Source organism: Acinetobacter sp. UBA3132 (genome assembly GCF_002364825.1).
GTDB lineage: Bacteria > Pseudomonadota > Gammaproteobacteria > Pseudomonadales > Moraxellaceae > Acinetobacter > Acinetobacter schindleri.
In genome coordinates, this window is the sequence record NZ_DEZM01000195.1 from 1 (window position 1) to 7507 (window position 7507).

Below are 7507 nucleotides of genomic sequence, written 5' to 3' on the forward strand. Positions count from 1 at the left end.
TTCTAATGTTTGCCGGCTTTTCTGTTTTCCATATCGCTTCTGTTCAGGCTGCAAATTATTCAGGGAAAATGCCCTATCAATGTCTGGCTTCCACACAAACCAATACAATTCTCATGATCAGTGTCGCCAACTCTGAACCTGACCAGATTCAGGATGTGATGTATTTTCCACATTTAAAGCAGATTAACCTGTCCTACGATTCTGCTATGGGTGTGGGGAACCCACCCTCTCTCATACATTATAATTACTTTGAAATGCTCAGAGAAAAACAAACAGGTGAATATACGTTTGCTGTAAATAAAGACAATAAAATTCTTTTTGCCGTGTATACCAGCCCACAACTGAATATGCCAATCTCGTTTGGAATACAGCTAAATCTGGCAAGAAAGGAAGCACTGAATCGCAAGCTAGCCAATCAGTTGCGTACATGTATTTAAGCTTATGTACATTTTCATGCACAAGGCTGTATTGAAAAGCACACTAATATGGAATTAAGTATCTCTAAGCCAGAAACCATTCATTTTAATAATGATTTTAAATATTTTTAATATTAAATAAATCAATATCCTACATTCAATTTATTCTGTATTTCAAAAGTTCAATACATAAAAACAGTTTTGTGCATACTTCTTGCTTTTATTTAAACGTGCAGATTACACAACTATATCTACAATAAAAAATGAGGTGAACTATGTATCTTAAAGAACATATCGTACGTGTTGAAAACATCAAGACCCTGCAAGCACTCGATCAAGCCAATATTGACCATAAAGTAATTGCACTGTTTATGAGCTGTGAGGGCATCAAGATGCAAGCCTATGAAGTGGGTGCTATTCTGAACAGCTATAATGCACTTGGTTCCAAAAAGGTTCAGCCTAAAAAAGTCCAGGCTTTAATCAATGCCAAACATCTGGGTGAAGAGGACGAAACCCTGCCTTGCCCAGTCTAAAGACCATTTTCAACAATAAATAGAGGGCCACTTAAGTGGTCCTCTTGCATGTCTGATTATCAGCTCATGATGAAAACTTTAGCCTGAACCACACTTGCCCAAGCTGCACTGTGTATAATGATTTTCCTTCTTCATTTTACGATTGCTAGTTGATATGACGCTTAATGTTTTGCAGAAACAGCTTGATGAAAGTACCGCATGTCCCTTGTGTCAGGCAGCCATGTACTGGGTCGAGGCAGAACAATTTGATCAGGAACTGAATTATCACGAATGCAGTCACTGTCATCATCAGCTTTATCCTGACCAAAAACATAATTGCTTCTGTGAAAAATGTCTGGCCAATCGTAGACGTCAAATGAAGGAAACACGTCTGCAGGAAAATCGCCAGCATCAAAGTAAGAAAGATGTACATCAATATGAATTAGGTCAGCTCAGCTTTTTAAACAAATTATTTTTGCTGGCGATTCTGGATGATCATGTACATGAGCACAGCCAGCACGCTGAATATATAGACTGGGATCAGATCAAATATCACAACATCAGTCCAAATTATCTGATGCAAAACGCTTTAGTTAAGCGCCTCAGCAAGGAAAATATTCTGAGTCTGAAAGACTTTAATGCCGATCAGCAGCATTATTATATTAATGTGCGTCTGGATGGCTATTCAGAGCCGAGCCTGTTCAGCATTACCCAGCAATTACGCCATTGGTTCTTTGAGAACTTAAGCAAAGGCGTGCCTTTTAAAAGTGCAGATGATGTTAAAGAAACCCTATATTTTCTGCTGTATCAGGAAGTGATTCAATTTGCCCAGTTTTATTGTCGTAGCTGGGGCATTCAGATTGCGGGTAATAAAAGCTTTCAGACCTTCTGCTACCGCATGCTGGATGTATTGGCAGTCGGACAGATTTATTATCTGGTACAAACGGCGCTGGAATACTTATACAAACAGAAAGCCTTGCAAGCCCGCAATGAAAATTTCATCAATACGAATTTACTGAAAAAAACCCTGCAGCAGTACCGTGAACGTGCCATCAACGAAAAATGGGAAACCTCTACCCTGCCGCGCCCACCACAATTGCCTTTAAGCAAAATGAGTGCAATTCTGTTCTTTCATTTTCTTGGCTATGATGAAAATATTTTCTTCCAGCCAATCTGGCGTTCATGGCAGCAGATTGAGCCTCGTTTAAAATTCTATTCCAATAAACGCTGTATGCATTGTGGTTCTGAGGAACTAACCGTAGATTATGATGCCACGGACTATGTCAGTCTCTGCTGCCGCAACTGCAAACATCAAGACCATTATTTTACCCGCTGATGGATTCAGCCAGACGCACTGTGAATATCAATATGAATACCAATCTTTCTCAACTGCACCATGACATTCTAGAAGGTGTTTGTGATGCCTGGACAGCATTACAACAACAGCAACCCTTAGTGCATATCATGACCAATGCGGTTGCCAGTAATTATGTAGCGAATGTTCTACTGGCTGCGAATGCTGCACCTGCCATGATTGACAATCCTTTTGAAGCTGAAAATTTTGCCCGAATTGCAGCAGCCGTCAGTTTGAATCTAGGAACACCAACATCTGAACAAGTTCAGGCTATGCTGATTGCTGCACAGACTGCGAATGCGATTAAAAAACCCTGGGTGCTGGATCCCGTTGGTTATGGTTCAATTCTGCACTGGCGCTCAGAAGTGACTGATCAATTAATGGCATTTCAGCCAACTATCGTACGTGGCAATGCCTCCGAGATCGGTACTCTGGCAGGCAAACAGGTTACAGGCAAAGGTGTAGGTACGACATTAGACAGCTCAGAAGTCTATCAACAAGCTAAATCATTGCTGGCACAATGCCAGTGCATCGCCATTTCCGGAGAATCAGATTACATTATATCGCAGGATTATCCTGTGATTAAGGTGATGGGCGGATCAGAATTACAGCCACGTGTGACTGCAACAGGTTGTGCCTTGGGTGCATTGATTGCAGCTTATAGTGCTGTGGCTAACCCCGTAATTGCGGCAACTGCTGCACATCTGCATTTCGCGATTGCCGGTAAAAAGGCTGCTGAAATTACCTCTACACTGGGCAGCTTTAATGTTGCCTTTATCGATCAGATTCATCTGTTGAATCCTGAAATTATTCAACAATATGCTGATTTTGAGCTGCTTTGATTTATTATCATTAAGGAAAGCTGTGTCTAGTGCACAGATTTCCCGAAAGCCAGATTCATAATTGTTTCAGAAATTGTTTTGAAATCTAAGCGGCAAACACACATCAATCCTTTCCCATCAAAATAGTCTGGCACGTGCTGCATAAAGAACTGGTAATGAACATCACTGCGTTTGCGCAGTCGAATCAACTGATCTGGCGTGACTTTAGGCATTAGTGCCGGTGCAACATAAATACCCTGCCCGCGTTTATCTACCTGAGACTTGTATCTGTGCATCAGCTCAAGTACGGATTGATGAGCAGTCGGCATGGTGTAACCCTTTCTTGGATAGAAATAACGACTACGTGATGCAAACAAGGTATAGACCTTCGGCTGCATCAAGGTAGTGACAAACCAAAGTGGAATGGCCGGATAACGTAAACGATAGCGTAAAGCCACACGAATGGCAGTCTTTAAAGTCAGATTACTACGACGATACTGTTCAAGTACTCCGGCACGTGAAGTCACCACAAAAATAGGTTTGTCCTGCAGCTGCAATTTGAGAATTGGCATAATATTCTGGCCAATCAGCCGCTCTCCGACGAAATACTGTATGACTGGTACAGAAACTGCTTCTGGATCATGCACATATTGATATAGCTGTTCAACAGACGCAAAGGGAAAAATGAGTTGATCAAATTCCAGCATCTGCTGAAAAAAATCATGTTTCTGCTGGGCTGGCAAAGTTGCAAAATCAATGATGGTTTCTCTGATTTTCATGTATGTCATCCATTGAAGCGGCAGGCAGATCAGTTAATTCATGATACTTTTCTACTGATTCCGAGCTAAAAGCGTGTGATTAGTAAATCTTCTGATTTGGCAGATTAGCATAGGATTTTTAAGCTCTTATACACAATATCAGACTTATCAGTTACCAAATAGTTCACTATAAATTTAAGTTATTGAATTTAATAGTTATTATATATAAATTATGAGACCTGTATCAAGCTTTTATTTGATTATGTATTTTTAACCTCAATTTTTTGAAGAAAATAAGCAATTTTTATAGTTTTTAGCTGACTGACTAATTTCCAAGCTTAAAATTATTCTACTGTCTGTATCACAGTATTTAGGCATAAAAAAGCCAGCAAGTAACTACTTGCTGGCTTTTCCTAGATAAACCAGTTTAAGTCAGAACATCAAACTTAACCTTGGTAATGGATATTCACCGACTTAATACGATTATTTTCCATTTCAGTCACTTGGAAAGTAACCTGTTGATGCTCCAGTGTTGTACCAACTTCTACATGACCATTGGTTTTATCCAGAATCAGACCTGCAACACTGATATAACCAGCATCTTCTTCAATCAGATCCAGCATACCTAGCTCTAGTTCCAGCTGATACAGATCCAGCATGCCTGAAGCAATCCAATGCGTATCATCCACACGAACTAAATCCAGCTGTTCGTCTGCATCCGGGAATTCCCCTGCAATCGCTTCAAATACATCTAGTGGTGAAATCAGACCCTGTACATGACCAAACTCATCACTCACCAGAACCAAAGAACCTTTAGAAGTCCGCAAGGTATTAATTGCATCAATAACCTTCATATTTTCAAAGATAAAGATAGGACGATGACGCTTAATCAGTGCTTTTAACGCTTCTGGTTCTTCCAGTACATCCAGCAATTCTTTGGCACGAACAACGCTGATCACCTTATCCAGACTGCCACGACAGACTGGAAACAGACTATGCGGTACCGACAAGATTTTTTCACGAATCTGTTCTGGGCTATCATCAAGATTTACCCAAGAAATATGGCCCCGCGGTGTCATAATAGATGCTACAGAACGTTCCGCTAAAGTGAGCACGCCACCAATCATATAGCGCTCTTCATCTGCAAAGGTTTCTTGTGCTTCAGCATTCATATCTGGACTGCTGGTTTCTACTCGGCCGCCCATCAATTTTAAAATCGAGTCGGCAGTACGATGACGTAATGGAATTTTTGCTTCATGTTTTGCAACATTGCGCTGACCAAACTGGTTAAACGCCTCAATAGCAATAGCAACACCAATACCTGAATAGATATAGCCTTTTGGAATATGGAAGCCAAAACCTTCTGCAATCAAGCTGATACCAATCAAGAGTAAGAAACTTAAACACAAAATCACGACGGTTGGATGACGATTAACAAAGGCAGTTAAAGGCTTGGAGGCAAGCAACATCACCATCATTGCGACAACCATTGCCACCATCATCACATAGATGTTGTCGACCATACCAATTGCGGTAATCACCGAATCGAGCGAGAAGACTGCATCTAGAATCACAATTTGAGCAACAACGGCAGTAAAACCTGCATAGACGACATTCGTTGTGACTTTGACTTCGGGCTTGCCTTCCATCTTCTCATGCAGCTCTCCCACAGCCTTATAGACCAGGAACAAGCCACCACCCAAGAGAATCAGATCTCGACCAGAGAATGTTTTATCAAATATGGTAATTAAAGGTTCGGTTAAGGTAACCAACCAAGAGATTGCAAATAACAATCCTAAACGCATAAACAACGCCAGAGATAAACCAATCACACGGGCTTTATCGCGTTGTTCAGGAGGTAATTTTTCAGCCAGAATGGCAATGAAGACTAGGTTATCAATACCTAAAACGATTTCAAGAATAATAAGTGTAATTAAACCCACCCAGATTCCGGGATCTAATAAAAACTCCATTAGAGAATTACCCCGTTCGAGTAAGCTAGAAATAAAGATGGAAGATCAACGCACGGCGAGGGATCCATAATTTTAACCTTTTTGACTTAAGACTCTCTTATTATGCACAAAGCTTTTAATTTGTAATGGTCTTTTTATATTAATTCCGTAAATACTTGTTTATATAGAAGTCTATACAAACTGGTTAATGATTAATAGCCAGGATTGTTCTTCAGTGCTTCACTTAACCCCTGTCGTCGTATTAGTTTAGCTGATATGCGAAAAAAGCGTTGCTTTCCAAGTCACTCATCAGTTTTCGTAAACAATCACCCTCTCATCATCAATATCAGTACCAGCTTTTCTCAGATATATCCCTAAATAGAGATAACGCTTAGAGATATTTTCATAAATAGTTTTAGTAACGAATTTCTTCATATCGGAATGAAGAATGACTTAATAAAGACGCCACTATCCTCCAATCACTGATCTTCCCCACGCTTTCCTTATTTTATTTTAAAAATTAAAGTGACATTCATCGGGTTAAATACACCTTCAAGTTTAAATCTTACTACTAAATCTTTCTTTCATATAATTTTATTTATAATTGGATCAAAATTCATAACAAATTTCCCGATGTATGGCAGAAGTAAATAGGTAACAGATGAGTTAAAAATAGGTAAACTTAGGTCTTTCTCGACCAGCCGATAATTTGTGTCAATTATTAGCATTATTAAAAACATTGATTCACATTTTGTCGCATTTTTTAAAAATAATGGTTGAAACTTATATAAACATTTTCATAGAATGTAACTGCCTTACAAAAATAAATACAAGGAATCTACCATGACTAAAAAGTATGCGAAGTTTTTACCTTCAACAGAAGAATTTACTTTAGAAAATTTTCCCTACTATTGGGTTACTCAAGTCCACGCACAATATGTTTTAAATGTTGACCACGCGCTCAAGAAATATGGCGTTGACAATTCACGTCGCCGTATTCTGCTTGCCTTAAAAGCGAAACCACATGCGAGCGTGTCTGATCTTTCCGAGATGGTGGTTTCTAAAATGTCGACCACCACGAAAATCGTCTATCGTCTTAAAGACGAAGGCCTGGTTAATACTTATTCTTGTGAAGACGATGCACGTATTACGCGTGTGGTTCTTACAGAAAAAGGACATGAGATGTTCCATAAGATTAATGACCTGACTAACATTGTTCTGGAACAGTCATTTGAAGGCCTAACACCACTTCAAATCGAAAAAACCATGGAAAGTTTACGTCACATCTTCAAAAACCTTGCGCGCTGATCTAAAAACTATAAAAAACTGATCAGGCACTAGCGTGACTTAAGCAGAAAGATGAATTCATAGGCTAGCTTTATCTTTCTGCTTCTTCAGGAATCATTCAAAAAAATTCATTTGGGGACTAATTTTTTTGATCACCTCCTTGGGTACATGTGAACACTCAAACTCTTCTACGGGAAATCCCTCAACAAAAGACTGTATATTCGATGATTTCAGATTTAGCCATTCATCCATACGCTGATGTGGAATCACAATAACAGAACGCTTGATATTTCCCGGTTCATGGAAATCCTTCATCATAGGATGATCAATTGCGTCCATGGTAATCATAGTGCTTGAACGTACGATCTCATCCTGCACACGTGCAATTTCATAAGATCGGAAGAGCG

At 39.5% G+C, this 7507-nt stretch carries 7 protein-coding genes and 1 pseudogene; 5 read left to right on the plus strand and 3 right to left on the minus strand.

Annotation, left to right across the window (positions count from 1 at the left end; all coding sequences use genetic code 11):
• From B4033_RS10695 to thiM, 4 genes are all read left to right on the plus strand, one after another.
• The coding region (locus B4033_RS10695; protein WP_376745283.1) for a hypothetical protein at positions 1 to 437 on the plus strand (437 nt) is incomplete at its 5' end.
• Positions 438 to 691: 254 nt separating this feature from the next.
• Positions 692 to 949 (plus strand): hypothetical protein, encoded by a 258-nt coding sequence (locus B4033_RS10700; protein ID WP_004815641.1) that lies wholly within the window; start codon positions 692 to 694, stop codon positions 947 to 949.
• Between the two features lie 154 nt (positions 950 to 1103).
• The gene (locus B4033_RS10705) at positions 1104 to 2264 is read left to right on the plus strand and encodes a hypothetical protein (RefSeq protein WP_273798905.1); all 1161 of its coding nucleotides are present in this window, start codon (positions 1104 to 1106) and stop codon (positions 2262 to 2264) included.
• Positions 2265 to 2296: 32 nt separating this feature from the next.
• On the plus strand, positions 2297 to 3124 hold the full coding sequence (thiM, locus tag B4033_RS10710; RefSeq protein WP_262478422.1) for a hydroxyethylthiazole kinase: 828 nt from the start codon (positions 2297 to 2299) through the stop codon (positions 3122 to 3124).
• Between the two features lie 26 nt (positions 3125 to 3150).
• Here the strand turns inward: thiM and B4033_RS10715 are convergent, their stop codons facing one another.
• On the minus strand, positions 3151 to 3882 hold the full coding sequence (locus B4033_RS10715) for a hypothetical protein (protein ID WP_262478424.1): 732 nt from the start codon (positions 3880 to 3882) through the stop codon (positions 3151 to 3153).
• A 425-nt stretch (positions 3883 to 4307) separates the two neighbouring features.
• Complete coding sequence (locus B4033_RS10720) at positions 4308 to 5834, minus strand: TerC family protein (protein WP_004892844.1); 1527 nt, start codon at positions 5832 to 5834, stop codon at positions 4308 to 4310.
• A gap of 822 nt (positions 5835 to 6656) precedes the next feature.
• Between B4033_RS10720 and B4033_RS10725 the strand changes: the two genes are divergently transcribed.
• Positions 6657 to 7121, plus strand: a complete 465-nt coding sequence (locus B4033_RS10725; protein WP_004815629.1) for a MarR family winged helix-turn-helix transcriptional regulator — start codon at positions 6657 to 6659, stop codon at positions 7119 to 7121.
• Between the two features lie 93 nt (positions 7122 to 7214).
• Here B4033_RS10725 and B4033_RS10730 read toward each other — a convergent pair.
• Positions 7215 to 7507 (minus strand): annotated as a pseudogene (locus B4033_RS10730) (DUF159 family protein); the annotation flags it as partial.

What these genes read in the sequence shown, in the direction of transcription:
- B4033_RS10700 (WP_004815641.1), top strand. Translation starts at nt 692, where the DNA reads ATGTATCTTAAAGAACATATCGTACGTGTTGAAAACATCAAGACCCTG.
- thiM (WP_262478422.1), top strand. Translation starts at nt 2,297, where the DNA reads ATGAATACCAATCTTTCTCAACTGCACCATGACATTCTAGAAGGTGTT.
- B4033_RS10720 (WP_004892844.1), bottom strand. Translation starts at nt 5,834, where the DNA reads ATGGAGTTTTTATTAGATCCCGGAATCTGGGTGGGTTTAATTACACTT.
- B4033_RS10715 (WP_262478424.1), bottom strand. Translation starts at nt 3,882, where the DNA reads ATGAAAATCAGAGAAACCATCATTGATTTTGCAACTTTGCCAGCCCAG.
- B4033_RS10725 (WP_004815629.1), top strand. Translation starts at nt 6,657, where the DNA reads ATGACTAAAAAGTATGCGAAGTTTTTACCTTCAACAGAAGAATTTACT.
- B4033_RS10705 (WP_273798905.1), top strand. Translation starts at nt 1,104, where the DNA reads ATGACGCTTAATGTTTTGCAGAAACAGCTTGATGAAAGTACCGCATGT.